A 25,640-nucleotide genomic window follows, 5' to 3' on the forward strand; every position below is an offset into this window, starting at 1 on the left:
CGCCAACCATGCCCGGGCGAATCCCCTGTCCGCGGCCTCATTGGCACCGGAAAGCGGCGGGAATGGGGTGTCATCTCACCACCCGGGGTGATCTGTTCGATCAGCAACATTCGCTTTCAACGCCGGGACCGAACCGCTAACAATGGCGGAGTGCTTCCGATTGGGAGTTCCTGCGCCGCTTGCAGCAAGCTCAGCTCGGGAACTTCAAATCGAAAGCGGCACTAGCAACCGCATCAAGAAACCGCATCAAGACCGGGGTTAGTCATGGCCGCCAACGGCGCACGCTTTCGGGGCTCGTTCACCGCACTCGTCACGCCCTTCAGGAACGGCGCGCTCGACGAGAAAGCGTTCCGGGATCTCGTGGAATGGCAGATCGCCGAGGGCACGCGCGGCCTTGTGCCCGTGGGCACGACCGGCGAAAGCCCCACGCTCTCCCATGACGAGCACAAAAAGGTGGTCGAGTGGTGCGTCGATCAGGCGCGCGGCCGGGTGCCGGTGATCGCCGGGGCTGGATCGAATGCGACGAGCGAAGCAATCGAACTCGCCCGGCATGCCGAAAAGGCCGGCGCCGACGCCGTGCTGGTGGTGACGCCCTATTACAACAAGCCGACGCAGGAAGGCCTGTATGTGCATTTCAAGGCGGTGAACGACGCCATCGGCATTCCGATCATCATCTACAACATCCCGCCGCGCTCGGTGGTCGACATGTCGGTTGACACCATGAAGCGGCTCTATGAACTCAAGAACATCGCCGGCGTGAAGGACGCGACGGGCAATCTGGCGCGGGTGTCGCTGCAGCGCGAGGCGATGGGGCCGGACTTTATCCAGCTCTCCGGCGAGGACATGACAGCGCTCGCCTTCAACGCCGCCGGCGGTCAGGGCTGCATCTCGGTGGTGTCGAACGTTGCGCCTGCGCTCTGCACGCAATTGCAGGAGGCGACGCTTGCCAACGATTATCCGCAGGCGCTGAAAATCCAGGACCGGCTGGTGCCGCTGCATCATGCGATCTTCATCGAGCCGGGCCTTGCCGGCGCCAAATGCGGGCTCACGCTGCTCGGGCGCGGCAACGAGGAAGTGCGTTCGCCGCTGTTGCCGGTCACCGATGTTGCCCGCAACGCCATCAAGAAGGCGATGGTGCATGCGGGGCTGCTGAATTAAGCAAATGTGTGCCTATCCTTTGTCATGCTCCGCGAAAGCGGAGCATCCAGTAGTCACTGACACCCTTGTGTTTACTGGATCGCCCGCTTTCGCGGGCGATGACAAATGAGAGGTGGCGATGGCCGCCAAAACCGAAGCCAAGCTGAAAGTCGTCGCCGACAATCGCAAGGCGCGTTTCAATTACGAGATCGGCGAGACCATTGAGGCCGGCGTCGCGCTCACCGGCAGCGAGATGAAGTCGCTGCGCGCCGGCAAGGCGACGATCGGGGAATCCTACGCCGATTCCCGCGGCGGCGAGCTGTGGCTGATCAACGCCAATATCCCGGAATATCTGCAGGCTGGCCGCTTCAACCATGCGCCAAAACGGCCGCGCAAATTGCTGCTGCACAAGCGCCAGATCAACAAGCTGATCGGCGCGGTCGAGCGCGAGGGAATGACTATCGTGCCGCTGAAGCTCTATTTCAATCCGAAGGGCCGCGCCAAGATCGAGATCGCGCTCGCGCGCGGCAAGAAGCTGCACGACAAGCGCGAGACGATGAAAAAGCGAAGTTGGGAACGCGAGCGCGGCCGGCTGATGCGGATGAAGGGGTGAGATATCCAATTGTCATCGCCCGCGAAAGCGGGCGATCCAGTAAACACAACAGTTTCAGTGATTACTGGATTCCCCGCTTTCGCGGGGAATGACGAAAGGAGAGGCGCGCGCACACTCCTACTTGATCACAACGCAGCCCACGCGCGCGCCGGCATTGCCGATCGGCTGGCTGGTGTGGTCATCCTCGCTGGCATGGATGACAAGCGCCGACCCGTCCCTGTCGCGCAGGGCGTTCTTGCCATCCAGACGCACCTCTTCCGTCGAGACCTCGGCATTCACCGACCCGTCCGCATTGGCGAAGATGTTGGGCAGATCGCCGTCGTCCGGCCCGTCCGGATTGAGCAGGCCGTGCTTGTCGTCGTCATGGTTCACATGGCCCTTCGAGAGCTGGAACTTGCCGACATCCGAACAATCGCCCACCTGATGAAAATGCACCCCGTGCCAGCCCGGTGTCAGGCCGCCGGCATTGATGGTGATGCGCACAACGGTCGCCTCCTTGCCGCTACGGATGGCGATCTTGCCGATCGGCTCGCCCTTGGCGCCGACGACCTGCCCCTCAAAGGTCTGCACGTCCTGCGCGAGCGCAGGGGCCACAAGCGTGAGCGCGGCGCCCATCCCGATCCATGCCGTTTTCATGCGCAATCTCCTTTGGCTGCAAAATTCAACGCGCAACGATGCCAATTGGCTCCCAGCCGGTTGCGACGGCGTGGTTTCGCGCGCGCTGCGAAACTCGCAAGTGTAACGGCTTTCACCTACCGGCAGGCGGACAGGCCGCTCACATGGGCGTGAAGCGACGCTGGATCGGCTGAGGCGGTGTTCTGCATTGCTTGTCATCGCCCGCGAAAGCGGGCGATCCAGTAACCCCGGCCTGGCCAAAATAACTTCCGCCTTCGTTTACTGGATTCCCCGCTTTCGCGGGGAATGACACGTAGAGCGTCAGTCAGCAACATCCAAAAAGAAAATCCCCCGGCGTCGCCACCGGGGGATCTTGTAACTCAGACCTTGATCAGACGATCACGGCCAGAAGTTGCGCTGCACGCGCAGCAGGCCCGACCACACATCGCCATCGGCGAAGGGGCGCAGGAAGGCCGCACCACCGTTCGGAGCGTCATTCTGCGACGAACCGATCAGAGCGCTGTCGAGGTGCGTGTACATGATGTCCACGCCGACGTCGAGATTGGCAACCGGATTCCACAGAGTGCGGGAGCCGATCTGATAGGCCGACCAGTCGGCGCAACCAGCCGAGAGAGCACGGGCGGCGCAAATCACAGTGTCAACCTGCGTGCTGTTGGCCTCGTAGTTGGCATACTGAGCGTAAATCGAAGTACGCAGCGACGGGGTCCAGTAGTGCTGGAAAGCGCCCGCCAGGCTGAAGGCCTGCGACAGTTCGAGACTGGTGCCGGTATTGAAATAGGCATCGTCCGCCCATGCGCCACCGATGGTGCCAGCATCCTGCTTCCAGCCGAACGCCAGACCCGACCAACCGCTGGTGCCTGCAGTGGCCGCACGACCCGGATTCACGCAGTAACCGGCCGCGCCTTCACAATAGACGCCCTGCAAGGACAGGGTGTCCCTGGCATCCCACGGCATCTTCAGGGTGATGCCGGCGCCAGCCGCCCAGCCCCATTCGGAGTCAGGATGGCCGAGATTCTGGTTTGCCGCGTAGTAGCGCGCGGCATTCTCGTGCAGCGCACCCATGATCTGCGCCGAACCCCAGGCCTGGTCGACGCGGATATTGGCCACGATGTCCAGGACGTCCTGACCGGTTCGGTCGGTCGCGTTAGCAGCGTTATAGGTGAAAGGTACACCTTGCGAGAGGTCAACAACCGACAGGCTGCGGAAGCTCTGATCTTCGAACGAGAGTGTCGCCGACACGCCGTTGCCGAACTGGGCGGTATAGGCATAGACGTTGATACCGACGCCGCCCGAGGAGCCTTCAAACGCCTGGGTCTGGAACGAATAGACCGGCACCGGATAGAAGTCGAAGAACGATTCGGTCTTGCCGAAGGTGAAGCCGGCAAACTGGATGAAGCCACGGTCGAAATACGTGATGTTGTTGTTCGACGTGATCGTGTCGTTCGTCGACCACTGCCAGCCACCGCGCAGATAGGAGCGCAGCGTGCCGTATTCGGTCTGGGTGCGCACGTCAGCCGACAGCGCAGCGCGCGTGCGCGTGCGATGGGTGTTCGTGCCACGGTCATACTGGGCATCTGCACCCGACGTATAAGTCGCCAGCGACCCGGCCTGATTGTGGCCGATGTCGACGCGCAGGAAGCCGCCGAGCTTGATGCAGGTATCGGTGCCCGGGATGTAGTAGAAGCCCGCGCCGTACAGGGAGCAAACCTTCACGTATTCAACTGGTTAGCGCTTTTTCTTTGGAAAATTCTCGAGCGGAATCAGCGCCGCATTGTCCGACGGAAAGACGCAGAGCATCGTTTTGCCGTCGCCCGGGCGGGGGACCGGCTAGGTGGTTCGCCGCGCACGGCCGGGCCGCGCAACGCGATCTTGCGCCATCCGGCGACGATGCGCGGTGCATCGGGCCGTGCCGCTCAGGATCGTCGCGCTGGGTATAGCCTAGGTCGAACCGCGCAAGCGCAGACGCGCGCACAAACAAACGCGCGCACCACGCGCATGGGCAATGCGCGCGGCGCGGTCAAAGTTTCTGCGAGAAAGAAGAAGGAAGTCTTACACCGCCTGGCTTGGCGCTTCCGAACGGATCACGACGCGTCCAACCACTTCCGCGGCTTCGAGCAGCGTGTCCTGCGCCAGATGCGCGTAGCGCTGGGTGGTGCGCGGCTGGGTGTGGCCCAGCAATCCCTGCACGACGTAAAGCGACACGCCCTGGTTCACGAGGAAGCTCGCGAACGAGTGGCGCAGATCGTGCAGCCGCACGTCATCAAGCAAAGCGCGTTCGCGAATGCGCGCCCAGGGGAAATGCAGCGACGCGCTCGGCCGGCCGGTGACGGGCGAGGGGAAGATATATGGGTTACCCGGAATGGGCGTGATCGAACGCAGAAGCGCCAGCGCCTGTCCGTTCAGAGCGATGGAGCGCGGCCGGCCGGTCTTGGAAATCGGCACCAGCAACGTTCGCTTGACCCAGTCGACATAGTCCCACTTGGCGTGCGTGATCTCGTTGCGACGCGCGCCGGTGAGCAGCAGCAGCAAGATGGCCTGTGCGGCGACCTTGTTCTCGTCGACATTGATCGACGCGATCAGGCGTTGCGTTTCCTCCGGCGTCAGAAACCGGTCGCGCTGCACGTCCGGCGCGGTGCTCAGGCCGAAGGTCGGATTTTCGCGCACGCCGGGAATCTTCCACTTGCGCGCGAGATTGAAGATGTAGCGCAGCAGGATCAGCACGCGGTTGGTGGTGCCGGTGGCGTAGCCCCTGTCGCGCATAGCCTGCAGCAGATTGGCGATCGCGGTGCCGGTGATCTCGTCGACATGCAGCGCGCCGAGGACCGGCAGGATGTGGATACGCAGCACCGTTTCGTCGGTGCACCAGCTCCGCTTGTAGGACTTGACGTGCGGCATGTAGCGGTCGCGCACGAGCTCCGTCAGCGTCGGAATCGCGCGCAATTCCTTGCGCTTCTCCTGCGGATCGTCCCCGAGCAGCGCCTGCGCCAGCACGACACGCGCCTTGCGCCGCGCCTGCTCGACCGTCAGCGCGTCGGCGGGGCCGATCTTGTACTGGCGCTCGCGCCCGCGCTCGTCGGTGTAGCGCTGATAGAAGGTTTTGCCGCCCGACGCCCGCACTTCCAGCATGAACCCCCGCTGATCGATATCGAAATAGTCGACCTTGGGCCGGCCGGGTGTGCACGCGGCATTTGCAACGAAGGATTTAGTGAGTGCGGCTTTGGGCATGCCTACGCGAACAACGTCTGTGAGGACACAGATGTCACATCAGATGACATTCGAGGGTCAAGGCATCAGCGGAATCATGTCCTATGTGATGACGCAATTGTCGCATGCGACGTTTTTTCCATCATAAAAAATGATCGGTTCGTCATAGAAAGTGACATTCTGGATTGGAGGGCTGATGATCGGCGACAACCGACGACGTAAGCTATTGGTCGTACCTGGTCCCAACGCGGCGCTTTTCGAGCGTCGCGAATTCGCCTCGAAAGTGAGAGCAGCGCGCGCCGTGCTTGGCTGGAGTCAAGCCGAGCTGGGCATGCGCGTGGGCATCACCCAACGCTCGATCAACCGGCTGGAAAAAGCCGATGTCGATGTCCGGCGTTCAACCGCCGTGGCGATCGAAACGGCGTTTCGCGACGAGGGGATTGTCTTCGAGCCGATCAAGGAGGGCGGATTCCGGATGCTGGTGCTCAAGTGAAGGGCCGGATGAATTTCGGTTACCTCCCCCCGACGGGGGTAACCTGAGTTTTGCCGCGCCGCTGAGCCACATGCGATTGCCCCCGAGCCCATCTTAGGGACAGGGAGTCCCGCAGCGTTCGCCGCAACGGTTTTAATCCCGATCGCATCTCGTTGGCTGCTTCCGTTGGCTTCGCAATCGGGTACAATGCGCGCCGCATTCCTGCACGAACACCCATGCCGACGCCGCACGACCCCACAATGCTGCCGGACGAACTTCCGATCCCGGTCGATGACGGCGCAACGCGCCATGTCGTGGGCACTAAGCTTCCCGACATCGCGCTGCCGTCGACCGACGGCACAAGGGTCAGCCTGGCCTGGCTGCCGGGCCGCGCCGTGGTCTACATCTACCCGCGTACCGGCGTTCCCGGTCAGGCCTTGCCGACCGGCTGGGATGCCATCCCCGGAGCGCGCGGCTGCACGCCGCAATCCTGCGCCTTTCGCGATCACTTCGCCGAACTGACCGCGCTCGGCGTCACGCACCTCTACGGCTTGTCGACGCAGGACACCGCCTATCAGCGTGAGGCGGCGGATCGGCTGCATCTGCCGTTTCCGCTGTTGTCAGATGCAGAGCTGAAATTTGCGAAGGCGCTTGATCTGCCGACCTTCGAGGTCGACGGCATGACGCTGATCAAGCGCATGGCGCTGGTGATCGATGACGGGACGATCACGCATGTCTTCTATCCCGTCTTTCCGCCCGACAAGAACGCGGAAGAGGTGATTGCCTGGCTTCAGGCCGAGCGACGCTGACTTTTTTCTGATTTATCCAGAGTGTCGCGCACGGCGCGAAACACGGCGCGAAACATCTCGGGCGTCAGCACGCCGGTATTCGTATTGTAGCGCGAGCAGTGATAGCTGTCGAAGAGTGTCACCGGCCCGATTGCGGTCGTGTTACCATGTCCAAACGGGGCCGCCGACAATTTCGTGTCCAGCGCGCGCACCACGGTGTCATGTGCGATCTTGCCGAGTGCGATGATGGCACGGAGATTCGTCATTTCCGCAATCGTCGCCTGGAGGAATGTTCGGCAAGTGTTGATTTCCAGCGGCGTCGGCTTGTTCTCGGGCGGGACGCAACGCACGCCGTTGGTGATGCGCGCGTCGACCATGGTCAGCGTGTCGTCGGGGCGGGCGAGAAATTGCCCGCTGGCGAAGCCGAATTCAATCAACGTGGAATAGAGGAGGTCGCCGGCATAGTCGCCGGTGAAAGGGCGGCCGGTCCGGTTGGCGCCCTGCAGCCCCGGCGCCAGCCCGACGATCAGCAAGCGGGCCTCCAAGGGGCCGAACGAGGCCACCGGCGCGTTGAACCAGCCCGGCTCGCGCTGACGCAAGGCGGTACGGAAGGACACAAGGCGGGGGCAGAGGGGACAGTCACGCCCTGGCTTGCCGCTGTCGCGGATCAGCGTCGGATTTTCAGTCCTCGAAGTCGTCGTCGTCACCATCGGCGCCGACATTGGCACGTTGCGGCGCGCCGCGCTGCAAAAATTGCGGGGTATGTGAGCGCGGCTCCCGGCCTTCGCGCGGCTCGCGAGCGGGCCGCTCCGCCGGATCGCGGCCGATCTTGGTCTGGAGTTGCACGATGTCGACGAATTCGTCGGCCTGACGGCGCAGTTCGTCGGCGACCATCGGCGGCTGCGTGGCAATGGTCGACACGACCGTCACCCGCACGCCGCGGCGCTGCACCGCTTCCACCAGCGATCGAAAATCGCCGTCGCCGGAAAACAGCACCATGTGATCGATCGAGCCGGCCAGCTCCATGGCGTCGACCGCCAGTTCGATGTCCATGTTGCCCTTGACCTTGCGGCGGCCGGTCTGGTCGACAAATTCCTTGGTGGCCTTTGTGACGACTGAATAGCCGTTGTAATCGAGCCAGTCGATCAGCGGCCGGATCGACGAATATTCCTGATCCTCAATCACCGCCGTATAATAGAACGCCCGCAAGAGATTTCCGCGCGCCTGAAACTCCTTGAGCAGCCGTTTGTAATCGATGTCGAAGCCGAGCGAACGCGCGGTGGCATAGAGATTGGCGCCGTCAATGAAGAGAACTATCTTGTCGTTTTGTCTGGACATCCGTCCGCTTGTCCTTGTTGTTGGCCTCGGCTGGAGGCGTGGTCTAACGCTATTCGTGGTCGAAATTCACATGAGGGACCATGAATTCATCTGGCGGCCCGGGGGTCTTTCCGGAGCCTTTCCTGGGCGCCCAGAATGGCCGATCGAACAAAGAAATCCTGGTCTAATTACAAATTAGTCATGCTTTATTCGTCGGCAATAAGGCAACTTCACTCCCGCGCTTTGGTTTCCGCTGATGGAAGAACCCGCCCATTCTCCCGTGATTGGGCCTTGCGCTTTGGGGCGGAGGAGGGTAGCTAGAGCCCAAATCCACCAAGGTCCCTGTTTCCAGGAGTGGCGAGCCCATGGCCCGTGTCACCGTAGAAGACTGCATCGACAAGGTCGAAAATCGCTTCGAGCTCGTCCTGGTGGCGAGCCACCGCGCCCGCATGATTTCGTCCGGTTCCCAGATAACCCTGGACCGCGACAACGACAAAAACCCGGTTGTGGCGCTGCGCGAGATCGCGGAAACGACGATCTCCCCCGGCGACCTGAAGGAAGATCTGATCCATTCGCTTCAGAAATACGTTGAAGTGGATGAACCAGAGCCTGAAGCACCGCTCATCGGCACCTCCGGCTCGGTTGACGCCGATGACACCGATGTCGCCATGGAGCACATGAGCGAGGAAGAGCTTCTCAAGGGCCTCGAAGGCCTGACGCCGCCGGAGGCGCAGCCGGAGCCAGAACCCGAGCCCGAAGACGAGTAAGGGTCCTTTCACCGAAATCCGCGATGGCCCGGCTTTGCCGGGCCATTTTGCTTTTTAATTTAAGGGCCGGCGGCTTAGCCTTGCGGCTGGGGCAAAACGCCGTGATATCATGGTGTTGAAAGGCGTGATGGGCGCCCGAAGCAGCCCTGTGGCCGCCTTTCAGGATCGTCATGGTGCGTTCGAAGCCTCAATTACCTCGCATGCAGAACCAGGCGCGCAGCCGGGTCTCGCTCGAACACTCCCTGAGCGTTGTCGGGCAGGTGGCTGAGAAGAAACAGAAAGTCGCCAAGCCGCCGATGATGCGGCAATACGAATTGGTTGAGCGGGTACGCCGCTACAATCCACAGACCAACGAGGCCTTGCTCGACCGCGCCTACGTTTACGCCATGAAGGCGCATGGCGAGCAGAAGCGCGCCTCCGGCGACCCCTACTTTTCCCATCCGCTCGAAGTCGCCGCCATTCTGACCGATCTCAAGCTCGACGACGCCACCATTGCGGCGGCGTTGCTGCACGACACGATCGAGGACACAGAGGCGACCCGCGCCGAAATCGACGAATTGTTTGGCCACGACATCGGCACACTGGTCGAAGGCCTGACCAAGCTGAAAAAGCTCGACCTCGTTACCAAGGAGGCCAAGCAGGCGGAGAATCTCCGCAAGCTGCTGCTGGCGATTGCGGCGGATGTGCGCGTGCTGTTGGTGAAGCTCGCCGACCGCCTGCACAATATGCGTACGCTCGATTACATGTCGCCGGAGTCGAAGCGCCGCAACGCCGAGGAGACGATCGAAATTTATGCGCCGCTTGCCGGCCGCATGGGCATGCAGGAATTGCGCGAAGAGCTTGAGGATCTCGCGTTCCGCGAACTCTATCCCGAAGCCTATGATGTCGTAACCGAGCGGCTGTTCACACTGGCGCTCCGCAACAAGGATCTCATCACCGACATTGAGCAACAGCTCACTCGCAAGCTCGCCGACCGCGGCATCATTGCCACCGTTAAAGGGCGGCAGAAACGCGCCTATTCCATCTGGCGAAAGATGGAACGCAAGTCGGTCGGTTTCGAGCAGCTATCGGATATCTATGCCTTCCGCGTGATCGTGAAGTCGACGGCCGATTGCTACCAGGCGCTGGGCATCGTGCACACGACATGGCCGTTCGTGCCCGGGCGCTACAAGGATTACATTTCGACCCCGAAGCAAAACGATTACCGCTCGATCCACACCACGGTGATCGGCCCGGGCAAGCAGCGCGTCGAGTTGCAGATCCGCACCGAGGATATGGACAACGTCGCCGAATACGGTATCGCCGCGCACGCGCTCTACAAGGATGGCGCCGGTTCGCCAAGCGAGATGCTGTCGCGTGAATCGAACGCCTATGGGTGGCTGCGGCGGACGATCGAACTTCTGGCTGAGGGGTCGAACCCCGAGGAATTTCTTGAGCACACAAAACTTGAACTGTTCCATGATCAGGTCTTCTGCTTCACGCCCAAGGGCAAGCTGATCGCGCTGCCACGGCAGGCAACGCCAATCGACTTTGCCTATGCGGTACATACCGATGTCGGCAACACGGCCGTGGGCTGCAAGATCAACGGCAAGATCGCGCCGTTGATGTCGGAGTTGGCGAATGGCGACGAGGTTGAAATCCTCGTTTCCAAGGCCCAGAAGGCGCCGCCGGCCGCCTGGGAGTCCCTCGTGGTGACCGGAAAAGCGCGCGCCGCCATCCGCCGCGCCACACGGGTTGCGGTGCGCACGCAATATGCGGGGCTCGGGCGGCGCATCGTCGAGCGGCTGTTCCAGCGCGCCAAGAAAGACTACTCCGACGAGAAGCTGCAGGGCGCGCTGCCGCGCCTGGCACGCGCCTCCATCGAGGACGTCATGGCGGCGGTGGGTCGCGGCGAGATGAAAGCGTCAGACGTGGCGCGTGCCATGTACCCCGATTATCGGGAGGAACGGGCTGCCATCAGCGCCCCCGCTGGCGACAGCGGTTGGTTCGACCTGAAGAAAGCGAAGTCGGTGAAGGCCAAGATACCGGCCGGTGAAACCCGCTCGGCGATCCCGGTGCGCGGCATCAACAGCGACCTGCCGGTGCGTTTTGCGCCGAAGGGAGGGGCGGTGCCCGGCGACCGCATTGTCGGCATTCTCACACCGGGCGAGGCCATCACCATTTATCCGATCCAGTCGCCGGCTTTGAAAGAATTCGAGGACACGCCCGAGCGCTGGCTCGATTTGCGCTGGGACATGGACGAGCGTGCGCCGCAGCGATTCCCGGCCCAGATCGTTGTCCACTCGGTGAATGAGCCGGGGTCGCTTGCGCAGATCGCGCAGGTCATTGCCGAGCATGATGGCAATATCGACAATATTCATATGACACGGCAGTCGCCGGATTTTACAACGGTGATCATCGATCTTGAGGTTTACGACCTCAAGCATCTCACTGCGATCATCTCGCAATTGCGTGCAAAAGCCGTGGTCGCGCATGCGATGCGTGTGAATGGCTGATTGACAAGAGCTGCGACGTGCCGACAATTCCGTATCTCCGGCTGGGCGTGAACATCGATCACGTTGCGACGATCCGCAACGCGCGCGGCGGGGTGCATCCCGATCCAGTGCGGGCGGCGAAACTTGCTGTCGCAGCGGGCGCGGACGGCATCACCGCGCATCTGCGCGAAGATCGCCGCCATATCCGCGATGAAGATATCGCGCGACTGAAGGCTGAAATTACCAAGCCGCTCAATTTCGAGATGGCCGCGACCGACGACATGATCGCCATCGCGGTGAAGACGAAGCCGCATGCCGCTTGCCTGGTGCCGGAGCGGCGGGCGGAACGCACCACCGAAGGCGGCCTCGATGTCGTGGGACAGAAAGTTCTGGTTGAGGACGCGGTGTCGGCGCTGACTGCGGCCGGGATCCGGGTGTCGCTGTTCATCGCGCCCGAGCCGGCGCAGATTGAATCCGCCAAGATGGTCGGTGCGCCGGTGATTGAGATTCACACCGGCGCCTGGTGCGAGGCGCTGGTGCATGACAGGACGGCGGCCAAGCCCGAATGGAAGCGCATCGTCGAGGGCGCACGCCTTGCGAACAGCCTGGGACTGGAAGTGCATGCCGGCCACGGTCTCGACTTTGCGAGCGCCGAGACAATCGCCGCGTTGCCGGAAATCGTCGAACTGAATATCGGACATTTCCTGGTCGGGGAGGCGGCCTTCGTCGGGCTCGACGCCGCGATCAAAACCATGCGCGCTGCAATGGATCGCGGCCGCGAGAAAGCGCCGCGATGATCCTCGGCATCGGCTCCGATCTCGTCGACATCCGCCGCATCGAGAAGGTGATCGCGCGCCATGGCGAGCGCTTCATCAAACGCATCTTTACCGACATCGAGCGCGCCAAGGCGGAGCGGCGCGCGACCCGCATCGACACCTACGCAAAGCGCTTCGCCGCCAAGGAGGCCTGTTCGAAGGCGCTCGGCACAGGTTTCCGGCGTGGCGTGTTTTTCAAGGACATGGGCGTCGTCAATCTGCCATCGGGGCGTCCGACCATGCAACTGACGGGCGGCGCGCTCGATCAGCTTCGGCGGATCACACCGAAAGGATGCGAGGCGCGGATCGATGTCAGCCTGACCGACGAGTATCCGATCGCACAGGCCTTTGTTGTGATCTCGGCCGTGCCGGGCAAAGCGGACGCGGGTTAGCGACGATGGCGGTCGGAAAACAAAGCCGGGGCGGTCGTGGCGGATCACCCGATGATCGTACTGTCGACGAGGCGAAAGCCGCCATCGAAGCGGGTCGTCTGGATGAAGCCGAGCAACTGGCGCGCGGGGTGCTTGCCCGTAAGCAGAACCATCGCGGTGCCTTGCATGCGCTCGGTGTGGTCTTGCTCGCCCGATCCAAACCGGCCGAGGCGGCGGGATTGCTGGAAACCGCCGCACGCGACAGCAAGGACCCGGTGATCGAAACACATCTCGCCATGGCGTTGCGACAGACAGGCCGCGCCGCCGATGCTTTGACTTGGCTTGAACGTGCGACGGCACGCCAGCCAGCCTTTGCGGCCGCATTCCATGAATACGGCATATTGCTGGACAGCCTCAACCGGTTTGCCGAAGCCGAAGACATTTTGCGAAAGGGCCTGAAGCTTTTCCCAGGCGATCCCGAAACATGGTGCACATTGGGGCGCGTCTTGCTGATGCGGGGCGATCGCGACGGGGCGCAAAGGGCGTTTGCGCGCGCCTTGGTCGAAAGACCTGCCCATCCCAATGCAGTTTATGGCCAAGGCTGCGTGTTACGGGACAACGGCGAATTCCCGCGCGCGGCAGATCTGTTCCGGCAGGTTTTGCGGCAGATTCCGGAATGGGCGGAAGCACGGCTGCAACTTGGCTATTGCCTGCTCGAACTCGATCAGTGGGATGACGCCATGGCTGAACTTCGCGGCGCCATCGCCCTCAATTCCGCGCTCTATGACAAGGCCCGTTACATTCTGGTACGGTCGGCGCGCGGACGGTTCTGGCTGCGGCCAAGCGCAGTGGCGCAAGCGCTCGGGGCACACGCGCAAGCCTAACGTTTGCTGGCGCGGAATTCGTGGCGATAGACGCCTTGCTCAAGCGCGAGCGCCATCGACACGTCGTGCAGGCGCTGGGCGGCATCTCCTGTGATGGTTTCGAATTTTGCAGCCCAGCTTTCGCGGTTCACAGGAATGCATTGGGCAACCGGCGTGCCCTTCGCAATTATTCCGGTAAAAGCCGGGTTCTCCCAGCAGGCCGGGAAATGAATGAAATTGTCGTGATAGGTATCGGCGTCGACCAGCCCTGTCAGCGTCGTGAAAGGCAGATCGCGGCGGTTCACCGGATGGGTGATCAGAAGTGAAAATCCTCTTGGAAGTTCGATGGTCCAGAAGTTGGTGAACTTCACGATGAAGCGGTCGTCTTCATAGAAGGGCGTCCCGACCACCTGGGTGTTGTCGTGGAATTGCAGGGGCGAGCGCGGGTAATTGGTGATCGCGCCGCCCGGGACATCGCGATCCCAGCTGAATTCTCCTTTCTCGACCTTGAGATCGGCGACCAACGGCATCAGAAAACCGTAGGTCATGGCGTCGATGAAGGGCGGGCATTTCTTGACGGTGAATTGCTCGTCCTGCGACGCCGCGTTGAATGCCTTTTGCGGCATGGTCTTGAACCAGTCCGGAAGGCCCTGCACGGCCGGCACGGGCTTGGGCAGAATAGTTTCCAGTTCCGGCGGACAACGGAAGGTGATTTGCTGCTCGTGCGTCTGATCCGTCATCACGATCCCCGATACCGACATATTTGAACCGGATTTGCAGGAGTAATGGGACTGCTAAGGGCAGTCGGCAACAGGTGAATCATACTTGCATTCCATGTCAGCGGTGCGACCGAGGTCTGATCGGGGCGCTTCAGTGGTTGTGGGCAGATTTGATTTATCCTGTAAAATCATAGGATTAGACAAAATTCCTGCGTTTATTGCGCCTTGGTAGCCCAGCCGCTACAAGTCGCCGGACGCGCGATCCAAGAGATGTTCAGGGACAAGAAGGCTTATGAGCGTGACCACCGGGGCGAAGAAAAAAGAAGGCGGGTTGGGTGAAACCGTCCGCGTCATTGTCCACGCGCTCATTATCGCGCTGGTGATCCGGACCTTCCTGTTCCAGCCGTTCAACATTCCGTCCGGCTCGATGAAGGAAACGCTGCTCGTCGGCGATTACTTGTTCGTTTCCAAGTATTCCTACGGCTACAGTCACTATTCTTTCCCCTTTTCCCCGCCACTATTCTCCGGCCGCATCATCGGCTCGCAGCCCGATCGCGGCGACGTTGTGGTGTTCCGCCTGCCGAAGGACGACTCGACCGACTACATCAAGCGCGTCATCGGATTGCCGGGCGACCGCATCCGCATGATCGACGGCCTGCTGCACATCAACGGGCAGGCGGTGAAGCGCGAGCGCATTTCCGATTACATCGAGACCGAGGAGACTGAGCGCGCGACGCGGGTCAAACGCTGGCGCGAGACGTTGCCGAACGGCATCACCTATACGACGCTCGATCTGATCGATAACGGCTTCTATGACAATACGCAGGAGTATGTCGTTCCCGCCGGCCATTATTTCATGATGGGCGACAACCGCGACAATTCCACCGACAGCCGCGTGCTCAGCCAGGTCGGCTACGTGCCGTTCGAGAACCTGATCGGCCGCGCCCAGATCATTTTCTTTTCGGTCGCCGAGGGTGAGCGCGCCTGGCAGGTGTGGCGCTGGCCCTGGGTGGTCCGCTGGAGCCGGTTGTTCACTATCGTCAGATGAATCGAAGGGCCGATAACGCGTCAGGTGAGCCCGGCGGCTCGGTGGCCGCAAAGCGCGGTGCGGCCGCCAAGGAGCGCGCAGCGCCCGCACGCGCGCGCAAGACCAAGGCCAAGCCGGCGGCGACTCCGCTGGAATCCACCATCGGCTACCGGTTCAATGATCCGGCTTTGCTCGACCGCGCGCTGACCCATATTTCGGCGTTGAAGGGGCAGGGGCGCGTCGGCAGCTACCAGCGGCTGGAATTTCTCGGCGATCACGTACTAGGCCTCGCCATTTCCGAAATGCTGTTTGCGGCCTTCCCCAAGGCGGATGAGGGTGAGTTGTCGCGCCGCCTGGCCGATCTTGTCCGCCGGGAAACGTGCGCGGATGTTGCGCGGGCCATCGATCTCGGCACCGCCTTGCGGCTGGGCGCCTCAGAAGTGCGCGCCGGCGGACGCGCCAAGGCCGCCATTCTCGCCGACGTATGCGAATCGCTGATCGGCGCGGTCTTTCTGGACGGCGGCTATCAGGCGGCAAAAGCTTTTGTCGATCGCTTCTGGGCGGAGCGGATGCGCAAGCCCGCGCGGCCGCTGCGCGATCCGAAAACGGTGCTGCAGGAATGGGCGCAGGGGCGCGGCCTGCCGACCCCGGCCTATCGCGAGGTCGAACGCACGGGGCCCCACCATGATCCGGTTTTCCGGGTGGCCGTGACGTTGCCCAATCGCGATCCTGCCGAAGGCAAGGGGCGCTCAAAACGCGCCGCGGAGCAGGCGGCGGCCGCTGCTCTCTTGGCGCGGGAAGGCGTGCGCAGCGATGGCTGAGCGGAAGATCGGCGCAGTAGACGAGACAGAGACGCGTTGCGGCTTCGTAGCTTTGATCGGCGCCCCCAATGCGGGAAAATCGACGCTGCTCAATGCGATGGTCGGCTCCAAGGTGTCGATCGTGTCGCACAAGGTGCAGACCACGCGCATGCTGGTGCGCGGCATCGCCATAGAAGGCAAGGCGCAACTCATCTTTGTCGACACGCCGGGCATCTTCAAACCCAAGCGGCGGCTTGACCGCGCCATGGTGGACAGCGCGTGGATCGGCGCACAGGACGCCGACCTCACCGGATTGTTGGTCGATGCCCGCAAGGGCATCGACGAGGAGACCGACGCGATCCTGTCCAAAATCGGGGATATTGGCGGCGAAAAGTTTCTGCTGCTGAACAAGGTCGATCTCGTCGACAAGGAAGTGTTGCTCGGCCTCGCCAACGACATCAACGCTCGCGCCAAATTCGCCGCGACCTTCATGATTTCCGCCTTGACCGGCAGTGGCGTCGCCGATGTGAAACACTGGCTGGCCGAACACGTGCCGCCGGGCCCGTGGCATTATCCCGAAGATCAGATTTCAGACGCGCCCCTGCGCCAGCTCGCCGCCGAGATCACGCGCGAGAAGCTGTATCACCGGCTGCATCAGGAATTGCCATATCAGTCGACGGTGGAGACGACCGACTGGAAGGAACTCAAGGATGGCTCGGTGCGCATCGAGCAGACGATCTTTGTCGAGCGTGAAAGCCAGCGCAAGATCGTGCTCGGCAAGGGCGGCCAGACCATCAAGGCGATCGGTGCCGACGCGCGCAGGGACATCGCTGAAGTCGCGGAAGCGCCGGTGCATCTGTTTCTGTTTGTGAAGGTCCGCGAAGGCTGGGGCGACGATCCGGCACGCTATCGCGAAATGGGATTGGAATTCCCCAAGGATTGACGCCCGCGCAGATTCGCCGGCAAGGTTGCGTCATGCACTGGCTCGACGACGGCATTGTTCTGGGCGTGCGCAAGCACGGGGAGGCCAACTCCATTCTCGAACTGATGACGCGCGCGCATGGCCGCCATCTCGGCCTGGTGCGTGGTGGCAGCGGCTCGCGCCTGCGTCCGGTGCTGCAGCCCGGCAATACGGTGCACGCCACCTGGAGCGCGCGTCTCGACGATCATCTCGGCACCTTCACGGTTGAAGGCCTCAACCTGCGCGCCGGCGCGCTGCTGACCTCATCGCATGCGGTCTATGCCGTGACGCATCTTGCGGCACTGGCACGGCTGTTGCCGGAGCGTGATCCGCATGAAGCGATCTATGACAGCCTGGAAATGATCCTCGATGCGCTCGACGAGCCGGCGCTCGCCGGCGCGCACGTCGTGCATTTTGAGATGCAGATGCTGGTTGAACTGGGTTTCGGTCTTGATCTCATGTCCTGCGCCGCGACCGGGCAGACGCATGATCTCGTCTATGTCTCGCCGAAATCGGGCCGGGCGGTCTCACGCCAGGCGGGGGAGGAGTGGCGCCATCGTCTGCTCGCCTTGCCGGCATTTCTGGCGGAGGACAATCATGGTGCGCCGTCGGCCGCCGATCTGGCCAAGGGTTTTCAGCTTACCGGCTTTTTCTTGGCGCGCGATGTGCTTGAGCCCCGCAACCTGACATTTTCTGATGCACGCGTGCATTTCATCGCCGCCGTCGAGCGCGCGTTGCCGAACGCCGCGTGAAAATAAAAAGGGCCGGTCGCAGGGACCGGCCCTTTGTCCGAAACCGGACGCTATCAGTAGCAGCGGCGCTCCCACCAGCAACGGCGATAATAGCCATATCCGCGGCAAACGCGGACGTTGCGGCAGCGCGGGCCGCGGCGATAGTAATAATACTGCGCCTGCTCAATCATGCTTTGCATGTTGATCGCGCCGTTAATCGCGCCGCCATTGGCCGGAGCGGCGGATGCGCCGGTGGTGCCGGCGAGGCCGAGTCCAACGGCCACCAGCATCGCAACAAGGATTGTCTTCATCAGGATCTCCGTTCTTCCTTCCTACGGTTTGAACCACCCGCCGCACGGAAAAGAGACTCAATGCGGTCGCAGCCAATGTTTAGCAGAAGACGCAACATTCCGGCGACATACCGACGTCTGCGTGCCGCCGGTGCCGGTCAATATTCCATTACATCGTTACCGGCTGTTACCAGCGGTAATAGCGATAGGGACGATAATAGCCATAGGGTCGGTAGGGCCGATAATAGGGACGGTAGTAACGCGGTCCGGTCCACCAGCATCGCCGGGTGCAACCATAGCGGCCGCAGCGGCGCCGGCACACATAAGCGGCCTCTTCGGTGAGCTTGTAATCTGCCAGTGCGCCATTGATGGCCGCCGGCGCCGGAAGCGTGACGGCGTTGGCATGATTCGTTGCCAGGGCCGCAAAAGAAAAGAGAGCGGCCACAGCGGCGAATGCGAGACATATCCTGCGCATGTTCATTCCTTCCCTTCAATATCTGTAGCAAGCCGAAGAACCCGCATCGGGTCCGTCAGCCTGTGTTGCGTCGCCTCCGTACAGCCAGTAAAGCGGCGACACTCTGAATCCGACGTGGTTCCCGTGTTCATCCCTTGTTCATGGGCCTTTTGCGGGTTACCGACACATCATGGGAAAGCAAACGATTCCGCCCGAAAAAGGCGAGGTCCAGGAAATCGCCCTGCGCGAGGCGCTGGAAGAGCGCTATCTCGCCTATGCGTTGTCCACCATCATGCACCGGGCGCTGCCCGATGCGCGGGACGGCTTGAAGCCGGTCCACCGCCGCATCCTCTACGGCATGCGTCTGCTGCGCCTTGATCCCGGTTCAACCTTCAAGAAATCGGCGAAGATCGTCGGCGACGTGATGGGTAACTTCCACCCGCATGGCGACCAGGCGATCTACGACGCGCTGGTGCGTCTCGCGCAGGATTTTTCGTCACGCTACCCGCTGGTCGATGGTCAGGGTAATTTCGGCAATATCGACGGCGATAACGCCGCCGCGTACCGCTACACTGAAGCGCGCATGACCGAGGTCGCGCGCCTTCTGCTCGAAGGCATCGACGAGGACGCGGTCGACTTCCGTCCGAACTATGACGGTCTGTCGGAAGAGCCGGTTGTTCTTCCCGGCGCGTTCCCCAATCTTCTCGCCAACGGCTCGCAGGGCATCGCGGTTGGCATGGCAACCTCGATCCCGCCGCACAACGCCGCCGAATTGTGCGACGCAGCCTTGTTCCTGATCGCCAATCCGAATGCGCGTTCCAAGACGCTGATGAAATACGTGCCCGGTCCGGATTTCCCCACCGGCGGCATCATCGTGGATTCTCCCGAGACCATCGCGGAGGCCTATGCGACCGGCCGCGGCTCCTTCCGTGTGCGTGCGCGCTGGAAAGAGGAGGACACCGGCCGCGGCACATACCAGGTTGTGGTCACGCAGATACCCTATCTCGTCCAGAAATCGCGGTTGGTGGAAAAGATCGCGGAACTGATGAACGAGAAGAAGCTGCCGTTGGTCGCCGACATTCGCGATGAATCGGCGGAAGACGTGCGGCTGGTGATCGAGCCGCGCGCGCGCACGGTAGACGCGGCGGTGATGATGGAATCGCTGTTCAAGCTCACCGAGCTTGAAAGCCGCATTCCGCTCAACATGAATGTGCTGATCAACGGCAAGGTGCCGAAGGTTGTCGGCCTGGCCGAGGCACTGCGCGCCTGGCTCGACCATCGCCGCGATGTCTTGATCCGGCGTTCGAACCACCGGCTGCGGCAGATTGATCATCGCCTGGAGGTGCTGGGCGGCTTCCTGATCGCCTATCTGAACCTCGACAAGGTGATCAAGATCATCCGCACGCACGACGAGCCGAAGCCCGTGCTCATTCGCACCTTCAAGCTCACCGATCTGCAGGCCGATTCCATCCTCAACATGCGGCTGCGCAATCTGCGCAAGCTCGAGGAGATGGAGATCAAGCGGGAGGACAAGGCATTGCGCGAAGAGCGCAAGAGCCTGAAAACGCTGCTCGGCTCCGAGGCGCAGCAGTGGAAGAAGGTTTCGGATGAGATCAAGGCGGTGCGCGACGCCTTCGGACCGAAGACCGAACTGGGCAAGCGCCGCACCACCTTCGGGGAGGTCGCAGAACACGCGGCAGCCGCCGTGGAGGAAGCGCTGATCGTCCGCGAGCCGGTCACGGTGGTTGTGTCGGAGAAGGGCTGGATCCGGGCGCTGCGCGGCCATGTCTCCGATCTGTCCGGTGTCGTGTTCAAGACCGACGATGCGCTGAAATTCTCGTTCCCCGCCGAGACCACCTCGAAATGTCTGCTGTTCGCGACCAACGGCCGCTTCTACACCATCGATGCCGGCAAGCTGCCGGGCGGGCGGGGTCACGGCGAGCCGGTGCGGCTGTTCATCGATCTCGATCAGGATGCCGACATCGTCTCCGTCTTCGCGCACACGGGCGGACGCAAATTCCTGGTGGGCAGCCAGACCGGCCGCGGCTTCATCGTCTCAGAAGACGAGTGCCTGGCGAACACGCGCAAGGGCAAGCAGGTGCTCAATGTGAAGGAGAAGGATGGCGCCTGCGCCATCACCACCATCGATGGCGAGCTGGCCGCCGCGATCGGCGAGAACCGCAAGATGGTGATCTTCCCGCTGGAGCAGGTGCCGGAAATGGCGCGCGGCGCGGGCGTGCGCTTGCAGCGCTACAAGGACGGCGGATTGTCCGATCTGACTACCTTCGGCGGCAAGGAGGGGCTGACCTGGTTCGACAGCGCCGGGCGGGCCTTCTCGATGTCGCTGAAGGAGCTGAAGGATTGGCGCGGCAACCGCGCCGACGCCGGGCGGCTGGCGCCGAAAGGATTTCCGAAGAGCAACAAGTTCGGGAAGACGATTGCCTCATAGTCATTCCGGGGCGCCAGTGTTAGCTAGCGACCCCGGAATTCGGCGGCAAGGTTGCTACGTCTGGATTCCGGAACGTGTTTCAGCGCGTCCGGACTGACGGCGAGATCAAAGCTCCGCCCGCACCCAGCCCTGCGACATCAGTCGTTCCTGCGGCAGGAAGCGGCTCTTGTAATCCATCTTGCGCGAGCCGCACACCCAATAGCCAAGATAGACATAGGGCAATCCCATGCGGCGCGCGCGTGTGATGTGGTCAAGGATCATGAAGGTGCCAAGCGAACGGTTGTCCTCTTCGGGCTCGAAGAAGGAATAAACCATCGACAATCCGTCATTGAGGATATCGGTCAGCGCCACCGCCAGCAGCGTGCCGCTGCTGCGACCTTGAAAGGCCGCGTCTGAGTCCCGCCGCCGGTATTCCACAATGCGGGTTTCAACGTGGCTGTCTTCCACCATCATCGCGTAATCGAGCACGGTCATGTCGGCCATGCCGCCGTCGCGGTGCCGCGCGTCAAGGTAGGCGCGGAACACCGAATATTGCTCCGAGGTCGGCGTGGCCCTGCGCATCTCGCCAATCAGATCGGAATTGCGATCGTCAATGCGCCGCATCGAGCGCGTGGGGCGGAAGTCATCGGCGACGACCCGCACCGAAATGCAGGCGCGACATGCTTCGCAGGCTGGGCGATAGGCGATGGACTGGCTGCGGCGGAAGCCGCCATGCGTCAGCAGATCATTCAGGCCCGGTGCGCGGTCGCCCACGAGGTGTGTGAACACCTTCCGCTCTTCTTTTCCTGCCAGATACGGGCAGGGCGAGGGCGCGGTCAGATAGAATTGTGGTGTGTCGCGCGAATGCTGGGTCACGGGCCGATGCAAACCCTCCTGCCGCCATGTTCTCCCGTCAGGCCCCATTCGTCAAAGGGGGCGGTTCTCCGGCCGCCTTGTCAGGCGGTCGGCCGCACCGGCCGCATGGCGGCCGCCCGCATCTGATTGTTGATCACAACCGTACCCACCAGCATGTCGTGCAGGAGGCGGCGGCGGCTGTTGAAAAAACAGACAAGGAGGATGAAGGGTGTCAGGGCCGAGACGGTCACCCAGAATACCACGGCATGGACGGCGCCGAGGACGAAATAACTCGGAGCGCCGTACCAGGTGCGCATCTCCAGATCCATCACCCGCATGCCGATGGTGGCCGAACGCGGAGAACCAAGCGTCATGCCGTAATAGAACAGCGCCCAGAGCACTGAGACGACCGGCATCAGGCCGTAGAGCACGAAACCGAGCCCCAGCGTGACGACGCCAACGGCGAAGATGAACATCGCCAGGAATACCATCGGCACTGCGAGGATGATCAGGTCGATCAGGAAAGCGATCACACGCCGTGCCGGCACCCCGTCGAACAATTCAGGCTGGGTGGCCGGATCATAGGCGTGCGGCTTCACGTCGAAGGACACGCCGACCTGTTTCGGATCGTTGCCGCTGGGACCGCTGCTCATGGGATATCCTCGCTCCTGCGGAAAGATGGGGACAAAAAGCATCCCCACGCAAGAGGTTCCCGGACGTCCTCCCATCAGATTCGCGCGAGCGGCGTGCAGTTCACGCCGCCGGCGTCACATCGCGAGGGCGGGCAGTTTCAGCCGGCTGTGATGATCGTCGACCACATGCAGCGAATCGGAGGAGGCCGACGCGGAGCCAAAGGGCAGATTGGAAGGCTTCTCGATTTTCACCGCATTGACGACAAAGTCGCGGATCTTGAAGACGCCGGAGGCGAGCTTGTCGAACACGCCTTCGAGGCCCTCGCGCGCCGTCGGCTTGTCGGCGACGGCAGCTGGCGTGATCACAAGAGGCGCCGCGGGCGCGGCCGTAGTGACCGCGAATGAAGTCTCCCGCCGCGCCGTCTGCAGCTTTTTGCGGTCGGGCTGCGCCTGTGCCGCCGCGTGGCTGCGCGCCTGCTCGCGAGCGGCCTCCTTTTCGGCTGCTTCCGCCGCCGCCCGGCGTCGCGCTTCGGCCTCCTGGGCCGCCTTCAATTCGCGCATGGCGACATGTCCGGCCTCGACCCGCTGGGCGACGTTGTCAAAGCGGGTCAAATCCGACTGGTCGAAAACAATCATCTCAAGCTTCTGCGCCGGCTCATGATGCAACAGGCCGAGCTTGGAAACGAGCAGGGCGCCGGCGACAGAGCACAGGACGGAAAAGGCCATTCGTCCTGCATAAGTCCAGAACAGCTTTGGCATGACAGGCCTCGGCGAGGTGGCGCCGGCCGAAACGGTCGGCATGACGCGGGGGCGTGATTTCTGGCGGTTGATCTCGCCGAAAACATGGCGTCTGGTGCCGCGGATACGCCATTTTCAGCCTGTGACGAACCCGACATGACCATTGCACTTTCCGATATCGAGGCCGCGCAGGCGATTCTGGCCAACCGGGTGGTGCGCACCCCCATGCTGCCGGCACCGCGGCTGTCCGAGCTCACCGGCGCCACCGTCTTTGTGAAATACGAAAATCTGCAGGTTACGAATTCCTTCAAGGAGCGCGGCGCGCTCAACAAGCTGGCGAGTCTCGACAAGCCCGAGCGGGCCCGCGGCGTGATTGCCATGTCGGCCGGCAATCACGCGCAGGCGGTGGCCTACCACGCGGCGAAACTCGGCATCGCCGCCACGATCGTCATGCCGGTGACCACGCCGCTGGTGAAGGTCGCAGCTACCCGGGGCTATGGCGCCAATGTGGTGCTGCACGGCGAAAGCGTCGCAGAAGCGCAGGCGCGGATGGAGGAATTGCGGGCCGAGCGCGACCTGGTGCTGGTTCACCCTTACGACGATCCACGGGTGATCGCCGGGCAGGGCACGATCGCGCTGGAAATGCTGCACGACGCGCCCGACCTGGATTGCCTTGTTGTGCCGATCGGCGGCGGCGGCCTGATTTCCGGCAATGCCATTGCGGCAAAGGCGATCAAGCCGGAGATCGAGATTCTGGGCGTGGAAGCCGCGCTCTATCCGTCGATGTGGAACGCAATCAACGGCAAGGACCGGCCGATCGGCGGCCCGACCCTGGCGGAAGGCATTGCCGTCAAGAATGTCGGGCGGCTGACGCTGCCCATCGTGCGCGCGCTCGTGTCACGCATTTTGCTGGCAGACGAAGAACATCTCGAGCGCGCGGTGAACATCTTCCTGACCTTGCAGAAGACCATGGCGGAAGGCGCCGGCGCCGCCGGACTGGCGGCGATGCTGGCGGAGCCGGATCGCTTTTGCGGCAGGCGCATCGGTTTGATCCTTTGCGGCGGCAATATCGACCCGCGCATTCTCGCCTCCATCATGGTGCGCGAGCTCGAACGTGGCGAACAGATCGTCTCATTCCGCCTGACGATTCCGGATCGGCCGGGCGTGCTCGGGCAGATCGCGACGCGCCTCGGCGTGCTCGGCGCCAATATCCTGGAAGTCGCTCACAAACGGCTGTTCCTGGACGTGCCCGCAAAAGGCGCGCGGCTGGATGTGACGGTCGAGACGCGCGACCATGCGCATGCCGAGGAGATCATCAGCGCGCTGGCGAAGGATGGCTATCAGCCGGTGCGGCTGCATGCCGGCGAGACGATGGAGTAAAGCCACCTCTCCCCGCGTGCGGGGAGAGGTTGGCGCCGCTAAGCTTGTTTCAGCTTCTCCGCCGCCCTCGGCGCAAAATACGTGAGCACACCGTCGCAGCCGGCGCGCTTGAAGGCGATCAGGCTCTCGATCATCGCACGCTCGCCGTCGAGCCAGCCGTTCTGTGCCGCCGCCATGATCATCGCGTATTCGCCCGACACCTGATACGCGAAGGTCGGCATGCCGAAGGTGTCCTTCACTCGCCGCACGATGTCGAGATAGGGCAGGCCGGGCTTTACCATCACCATGTCCGCGCCTTCCTCGATGTCGAGGCTGACCTCGCGCAGCGCCTCGTCAGAATTGGCATAATCCATCTGGTAGGTGCGCTTGTCGCCGGTCAGCGTCTTCGATGAGCCGACCGCGTCGCGGAACGGACCATAGAAGGCCGACGCATATTTCGACGCATAGGCCATGATCGCAACGTCGGTGTGGCCGGCGGCATCGAGCGCTGCGCGAATGGCGCCAACGCGTCCGTCCATCATGTCGGACGGCGCGATGATGTCGCAGCCGGCCTCCGCCTGCACCAGAGATTGCTGCACCAGCACTTCGACCGTTTCATCGTTGAGGATCACGCCGTCGCGGATCAACCCGTCATGGCCATGGCTGGTGAATGGATCGAGCGCGACGTCGCAGAGCACGCCGAGATCGGGAAATTCATTTTTGAGTGCGCGCAGCGTCCGGCAGACCAGATTGTCGGGATTGGTCGCCTCGGAGCCGAATTCGTCGCGCAGCTTTGGGTCCGTATAGGGAAAGAGCGCAAGGCAGGGGATCGACAGCGTCATCGCCTGTTCAGCGGCGCGGAGGATTTCGTCGATCGACAGTCGTTCCACGCCCGGCATCGACTCGATCGGCGTGCGCGCTTTTTGCCCGTCCACGACAAAGACCGGCCAGATCAGGTCGTCGGTAGTGAGCACATTTTCGCGCACCATGCGGCGCAGCCACTCGGCCCGCCGCAGGCGGCGCGGCCGCACCGGCAGATCGAGGGGTTCAGTGGCGCGGGCGGCATCGGGCTCGACCGGCACGACGCGGGTTTTTCTTTCAAGGGGACGGCCGAATTTGATGGCCATGGCGGGCTCCGTTTTCAGTCTTTTATCCCTTTCATGAGGAGACTGCCACGGTCCCGCGGCGA

The 25,640-nt window shown here is 62.4% G+C and carries 27 protein-coding genes; 15 read left to right on the forward strand and 12 right to left on the reverse strand.

Annotated elements, in window-relative coordinates:
• The first annotated feature begins 264 nt into the window (after positions 1 to 264).
• Together dapA and smpB are read left to right on the forward strand one after the other, a co-directional pair.
• Entirely contained in the window at positions 265 to 1,158 is an 894-nt protein-coding gene (dapA, locus tag RO009_16135; protein ID MDT3686562.1) for a 4-hydroxy-tetrahydrodipicolinate synthase, read from the forward strand.
• 118 nt (positions 1,159 to 1,276) lie between these two features.
• Entirely contained in the window at positions 1,277 to 1,750 is a 474-nt protein-coding gene (gene smpB, locus RO009_16140) for an SsrA-binding protein SmpB (protein MDT3686563.1), read from the forward strand.
• Positions 1,751 to 1,867: 117 nt separating this feature from the next.
• Here the strand turns inward: smpB and RO009_16145 are convergent, their stop codons facing one another.
• The 3 genes from RO009_16145 to RO009_16155 all read right to left on the reverse strand — a co-directional run bounded on the left by RO009_16145 (position 1,868) and on the right by RO009_16155 (position 5,611).
• Positions 1,868 to 2,365: a superoxide dismutase family protein gene (locus tag RO009_16145; protein ID MDT3686564.1), complete on the reverse strand. Its 498-nt coding sequence runs from the start codon at positions 2,363 to 2,365 to the stop codon at positions 1,868 to 1,870.
• A 399-nt stretch (positions 2,366 to 2,764) separates the two neighbouring features.
• Positions 2,765 to 4,099 carry a porin gene (locus tag RO009_16150; protein ID MDT3686565.1) on the reverse strand — a complete coding sequence of 445 codons (1,335 nt, stop codon included), beginning with the start codon at positions 4,097 to 4,099 and terminating at the stop codon, positions 2,765 to 2,767.
• Positions 4,100 to 4,435: 336 nt separating this feature from the next.
• On the reverse strand, positions 4,436 to 5,611 hold the full coding sequence (locus RO009_16155) for a site-specific integrase (GenBank protein MDT3686566.1): 1,176 nt from the start codon (positions 5,609 to 5,611) through the stop codon (positions 4,436 to 4,438).
• A 175-nt stretch (positions 5,612 to 5,786) separates the two neighbouring features.
• Here RO009_16155 and RO009_16160 point away from each other — a divergent pair, with 175 nt between their 5' ends.
• Together RO009_16160 and RO009_16165 are read left to right on the forward strand one after the other, a co-directional pair.
• Complete coding sequence (locus tag RO009_16160) at positions 5,787 to 6,083, forward strand: helix-turn-helix transcriptional regulator (GenBank protein ID MDT3686567.1); 297 nt, start codon at positions 5,787 to 5,789, stop codon at positions 6,081 to 6,083.
• A 215-nt stretch (positions 6,084 to 6,298) separates the two neighbouring features.
• On the forward strand, positions 6,299 to 6,871 hold the full coding sequence (locus RO009_16165) for a peroxiredoxin (GenBank protein ID MDT3686568.1): 573 nt from the start codon (positions 6,299 to 6,301) through the stop codon (positions 6,869 to 6,871).
• Here the strand turns inward: RO009_16165 and RO009_16170 are convergent.
• Together RO009_16170 and RO009_16175 are read right to left on the reverse strand one after the other, a co-directional pair.
• The gene (locus RO009_16170) at positions 6,853 to 7,557 is read right to left on the reverse strand and encodes a uracil-DNA glycosylase (protein MDT3686569.1); all 705 of its coding nucleotides are present in this window, start codon (positions 7,555 to 7,557) and stop codon (positions 6,853 to 6,855) included. The genes RO009_16165 and RO009_16170 overlap by 19 nt on opposite strands.
• Positions 7,532 to 8,188 carry an NYN domain-containing protein gene (locus tag RO009_16175; GenBank protein ID MDT3686570.1) on the reverse strand — a complete coding sequence of 219 codons (657 nt, stop codon included), beginning with the start codon at positions 8,186 to 8,188 and terminating at the stop codon, positions 7,532 to 7,534. Before RO009_16175 ends, RO009_16170 begins: the two co-directional genes overlap by 26 nt.
• 344 nt (positions 8,189 to 8,532) lie before the next feature.
• Here RO009_16175 and rpoZ point away from each other — a divergent pair, with 344 nt between their 5' ends.
• From rpoZ to RO009_16200, 5 genes are all read left to right on the forward strand, one after another.
• On the forward strand, positions 8,533 to 8,934 hold the full coding sequence (rpoZ, locus tag RO009_16180) for a DNA-directed RNA polymerase subunit omega (protein MDT3686571.1): 402 nt from the start codon (positions 8,533 to 8,535) through the stop codon (positions 8,932 to 8,934).
• Between the two features lie 296 nt (positions 8,935 to 9,230).
• Positions 9,231 to 11,429: a bifunctional (p)ppGpp synthetase/guanosine-3',5'-bis(diphosphate) 3'-pyrophosphohydrolase gene (locus tag RO009_16185; GenBank protein ID MDT3686572.1), complete on the forward strand. Its 2,199-nt coding sequence runs from the start codon at positions 9,231 to 9,233 to the stop codon at positions 11,427 to 11,429.
• 17 nt (positions 11,430 to 11,446) lie between these two features.
• The gene (locus RO009_16190; GenBank protein MDT3686573.1) at positions 11,447 to 12,205 is read left to right on the forward strand and encodes a pyridoxine 5'-phosphate synthase; all 759 of its coding nucleotides are present in this window, start codon (positions 11,447 to 11,449) and stop codon (positions 12,203 to 12,205) included.
• On the forward strand, positions 12,202 to 12,615 hold the full coding sequence (gene acpS, locus RO009_16195; GenBank protein ID MDT3686574.1) for a holo-ACP synthase: 414 nt from the start codon (positions 12,202 to 12,204) through the stop codon (positions 12,613 to 12,615). The genes RO009_16190 and acpS overlap by 4 nt, the downstream gene beginning before the upstream one ends.
• 5 nt (positions 12,616 to 12,620) lie before the next feature.
• Positions 12,621 to 13,478: a tetratricopeptide repeat protein gene (locus RO009_16200; GenBank protein ID MDT3686575.1), complete on the forward strand. Its 858-nt coding sequence runs from the start codon at positions 12,621 to 12,623 to the stop codon at positions 13,476 to 13,478.
• Here RO009_16200 and RO009_16205 read toward each other — a convergent pair.
• On the reverse strand, positions 13,475 to 14,197 hold the full coding sequence (locus tag RO009_16205; GenBank protein MDT3686576.1) for a hypothetical protein: 723 nt from the start codon (positions 14,195 to 14,197) through the stop codon (positions 13,475 to 13,477). The genes RO009_16200 and RO009_16205 overlap by 4 nt on opposite strands.
• 271 nt (positions 14,198 to 14,468) lie before the next feature.
• On the opposite strand from RO009_16205, the gene lepB reads away from it, so the two are divergent.
• The 4 genes from lepB to recO are packed head-to-tail and all read left to right on the forward strand — an operon-like array spanning position 14,469 to position 17,716.
• Positions 14,469 to 15,224 (forward strand): signal peptidase I, encoded by a 756-nt coding sequence (gene lepB / locus RO009_16210; protein ID MDT3686577.1) that lies wholly within the window; start codon positions 14,469 to 14,471, stop codon positions 15,222 to 15,224.
• Between the two features lie 41 nt (positions 15,225 to 15,265).
• A complete protein-coding gene (rnc, locus tag RO009_16215; GenBank protein ID MDT3686578.1) occupies positions 15,266 to 16,024 on the forward strand; it encodes a ribonuclease III in 759 nt (252 codons plus the stop codon).
• A complete protein-coding gene (gene era / locus RO009_16220) occupies positions 16,017 to 16,946 on the forward strand; it encodes a GTPase Era (GenBank protein MDT3686579.1) in 930 nt (309 codons plus the stop codon). Before rnc ends, era begins: the two co-directional genes overlap by 8 nt.
• 32 nt (positions 16,947 to 16,978) lie before the next feature.
• Complete coding sequence (gene recO, locus RO009_16225) at positions 16,979 to 17,716, forward strand: DNA repair protein RecO (GenBank protein MDT3686580.1); 738 nt, start codon at positions 16,979 to 16,981, stop codon at positions 17,714 to 17,716.
• Between the two features lie 53 nt (positions 17,717 to 17,769).
• Here recO and RO009_16230 read toward each other — a convergent pair whose 3' ends face one another.
• Positions 17,770 to 18,006 carry a hypothetical protein gene (locus RO009_16230; GenBank protein ID MDT3686581.1) on the reverse strand — a complete coding sequence of 79 codons (237 nt, stop codon included), beginning with the start codon at positions 18,004 to 18,006 and terminating at the stop codon, positions 17,770 to 17,772.
• Between the two features lie 166 nt (positions 18,007 to 18,172).
• Positions 18,173 to 18,460 carry a hypothetical protein gene (locus RO009_16235; protein MDT3686582.1) on the reverse strand — a complete coding sequence of 96 codons (288 nt, stop codon included), beginning with the start codon at positions 18,458 to 18,460 and terminating at the stop codon, positions 18,173 to 18,175.
• Positions 18,461 to 18,629: 169 nt separating this feature from the next.
• Here RO009_16235 and parC point away from each other — a divergent pair, with 169 nt between their 5' ends.
• A complete protein-coding gene (gene parC / locus RO009_16240) occupies positions 18,630 to 20,888 on the forward strand; it encodes a DNA topoisomerase IV subunit A (protein ID MDT3686583.1) in 2,259 nt (752 codons plus the stop codon).
• A 105-nt stretch (positions 20,889 to 20,993) separates the two neighbouring features.
• Here the strand turns inward: parC and RO009_16245 are convergent, their stop codons facing one another.
• From RO009_16245 to RO009_16255, 3 genes are all read right to left on the reverse strand, one after another.
• Positions 20,994 to 21,743 (reverse strand): arginyltransferase, encoded by a 750-nt coding sequence (locus RO009_16245; GenBank protein ID MDT3686584.1) that lies wholly within the window; start codon positions 21,741 to 21,743, stop codon positions 20,994 to 20,996.
• Between the two features lie 80 nt (positions 21,744 to 21,823).
• Positions 21,824 to 22,375 carry an RDD family protein gene (locus tag RO009_16250; protein ID MDT3686585.1) on the reverse strand — a complete coding sequence of 184 codons (552 nt, stop codon included), beginning with the start codon at positions 22,373 to 22,375 and terminating at the stop codon, positions 21,824 to 21,826.
• 114 nt (positions 22,376 to 22,489) lie between these two features.
• Complete coding sequence (locus RO009_16255; protein MDT3686586.1) at positions 22,490 to 23,113, reverse strand: hypothetical protein; 624 nt, start codon at positions 23,111 to 23,113, stop codon at positions 22,490 to 22,492.
• Between the two features lie 135 nt (positions 23,114 to 23,248).
• Between RO009_16255 and RO009_16260 the strand changes: the two genes are divergently transcribed.
• Positions 23,249 to 24,472, forward strand: coding sequence for a threonine ammonia-lyase (locus RO009_16260; protein ID MDT3686587.1), 1,224 nt, complete (start codon positions 23,249 to 23,251; stop codon positions 24,470 to 24,472).
• 38 nt (positions 24,473 to 24,510) lie between these two features.
• Here RO009_16260 and hemB read toward each other — a convergent pair whose 3' ends face one another.
• Complete coding sequence (gene hemB, locus RO009_16265; protein ID MDT3686588.1) at positions 24,511 to 25,578, reverse strand: porphobilinogen synthase; 1,068 nt, start codon at positions 25,576 to 25,578, stop codon at positions 24,511 to 24,513.
• Positions 25,579 to 25,640 lie beyond the last annotated feature (62 nt).

Origin of the sequence: Pseudorhodoplanes sp., assembly GCA_032027085.1 — a bacterium.
Classification (GTDB): Bacteria; Pseudomonadota; Alphaproteobacteria; order Rhizobiales; family Xanthobacteraceae; genus Pseudorhodoplanes.

Coding starts and splice junctions, on each gene's coding strand:
- RO009_16160 (MDT3686567.1), top strand. CDS start 5,787: ATGATCGGCGACAACCGACGACGTAAGCTATTGGTCGTACCTGGTCCC.
- rpoZ (MDT3686571.1), top strand. CDS start 8,533: ATGGCCCGTGTCACCGTAGAAGACTGCATCGACAAGGTCGAAAATCGC.
- RO009_16250 (MDT3686585.1), bottom strand. CDS start 22,375: ATGAGCAGCGGTCCCAGCGGCAACGATCCGAAACAGGTCGGCGTGTCC.
- RO009_16165 (MDT3686568.1), top strand. CDS start 6,299: ATGCCGACGCCGCACGACCCCACAATGCTGCCGGACGAACTTCCGATC.
- RO009_16185 (MDT3686572.1), top strand. CDS start 9,231: ATGATGCGGCAATACGAATTGGTTGAGCGGGTACGCCGCTACAATCCA.
- dapA (MDT3686562.1), top strand. CDS start 265: ATGGCCGCCAACGGCGCACGCTTTCGGGGCTCGTTCACCGCACTCGTC.
- RO009_16145 (MDT3686564.1), bottom strand. CDS start 2,365: ATGGGCGCCGCGCTCACGCTTGTGGCCCCTGCGCTCGCGCAGGACGTG.
- RO009_16260 (MDT3686587.1), top strand. CDS start 23,249: ATGACCATTGCACTTTCCGATATCGAGGCCGCGCAGGCGATTCTGGCC.
- RO009_16200 (MDT3686575.1), top strand. CDS start 12,621: ATGGCGGTCGGAAAACAAAGCCGGGGCGGTCGTGGCGGATCACCCGAT.
- smpB (MDT3686563.1), top strand. CDS start 1,277: ATGGCCGCCAAAACCGAAGCCAAGCTGAAAGTCGTCGCCGACAATCGC.
- RO009_16155 (MDT3686566.1), bottom strand. CDS start 5,611: ATGCCCAAAGCCGCACTCACTAAATCCTTCGTTGCAAATGCCGCGTGC.
- hemB (MDT3686588.1), bottom strand. CDS start 25,578: ATGGCCATCAAATTCGGCCGTCCCCTTGAAAGAAAAACCCGCGTCGTG.
- RO009_16235 (MDT3686582.1), bottom strand. CDS start 18,460: ATGCGCAGGATATGTCTCGCATTCGCCGCTGTGGCCGCTCTCTTTTCT.
- lepB (MDT3686577.1), top strand. CDS start 14,469: ATGAGCGTGACCACCGGGGCGAAGAAAAAAGAAGGCGGGTTGGGTGAA.
- RO009_16230 (MDT3686581.1), bottom strand. CDS start 18,006: ATGAAGACAATCCTTGTTGCGATGCTGGTGGCCGTTGGACTCGGCCTC.
- acpS (MDT3686574.1), top strand. CDS start 12,202: ATGATCCTCGGCATCGGCTCCGATCTCGTCGACATCCGCCGCATCGAG.
- parC (MDT3686583.1), top strand. CDS start 18,630: ATGGGAAAGCAAACGATTCCGCCCGAAAAAGGCGAGGTCCAGGAAATC.
- RO009_16205 (MDT3686576.1), bottom strand. CDS start 14,197: ATGACGGATCAGACGCACGAGCAGCAAATCACCTTCCGTTGTCCGCCG.
- recO (MDT3686580.1), top strand. CDS start 16,979: ATGCACTGGCTCGACGACGGCATTGTTCTGGGCGTGCGCAAGCACGGG.
- RO009_16175 (MDT3686570.1), bottom strand. CDS start 8,188: ATGTCCAGACAAAACGACAAGATAGTTCTCTTCATTGACGGCGCCAAT.
- RO009_16255 (MDT3686586.1), bottom strand. CDS start 23,113: ATGCCAAAGCTGTTCTGGACTTATGCAGGACGAATGGCCTTTTCCGTC.
- era (MDT3686579.1), top strand. CDS start 16,017: ATGGCTGAGCGGAAGATCGGCGCAGTAGACGAGACAGAGACGCGTTGC.